The following is a 551-nucleotide window of genomic DNA, read 5'->3' as shown; positions in this document are numbered from 1 at the left end:
AGCAAGATCTAGCGAACCTAGAGCTGCACAACGAAGGCGCGTAAATCTGCGCCATCATTATCGGGATTAAAAAAACCAGAGCCTAGGCTCTGGTTTTTATTTTTGTATCATTTTTAGTGAATGTTATAGGCAATCACAAAGTCGATGAACAGACGCACTTTCTCTGGCAAGTGATCTTTGTGGTTGTACAGCATGTAGATGTCGCGCGGGTTTGCGCTCCAATCTGGCAATACTCGCAACAATTCACCACTTTCGATGTATTCCTTAATCATCACATCAGGCATTAATGTAATACCTAGACCTTCTGAACAAGCACTGCGAACAACATTGAGTGCGTTGGCTTGGAAACGACCACGCTCTACGTTCACCACAGACTCACCTTTGCTGTTGATCAGTGTCCACTTGATAAGTGGGTAGCCTTTTAGCAAAGAGTGGTTTGAGAGCTCTTCTGCGTGGTTTGGCGCAGGGTTGGCTGCTAGATAGTCTTGGCTGGCAACCAAAATATCTTTTACTTCGCCAATTTTACGAGCAATTAGGCTGGAATCTCGTTG

The 551-nt window shown here is 44.8% G+C and carries 1 protein-coding gene; it reads right to left on the bottom strand.

Annotated elements, in window-relative coordinates; translation table 11 throughout:
- Positions 1-113: 113 nt before the first annotated feature.
- Positions 114-551: substrate binding domain-containing protein (locus R7Q11_RS28550; protein ID WP_225467272.1), on the bottom strand; the 438-nt coding region annotated here is incomplete at its 5' end.

The organism is Vibrio sp. 970, assembly GCF_033339075.1.
Note: the sequence above shows the minus strand (reverse complement) of the source record. Positions and strands in the feature narration are given on the sequence as shown.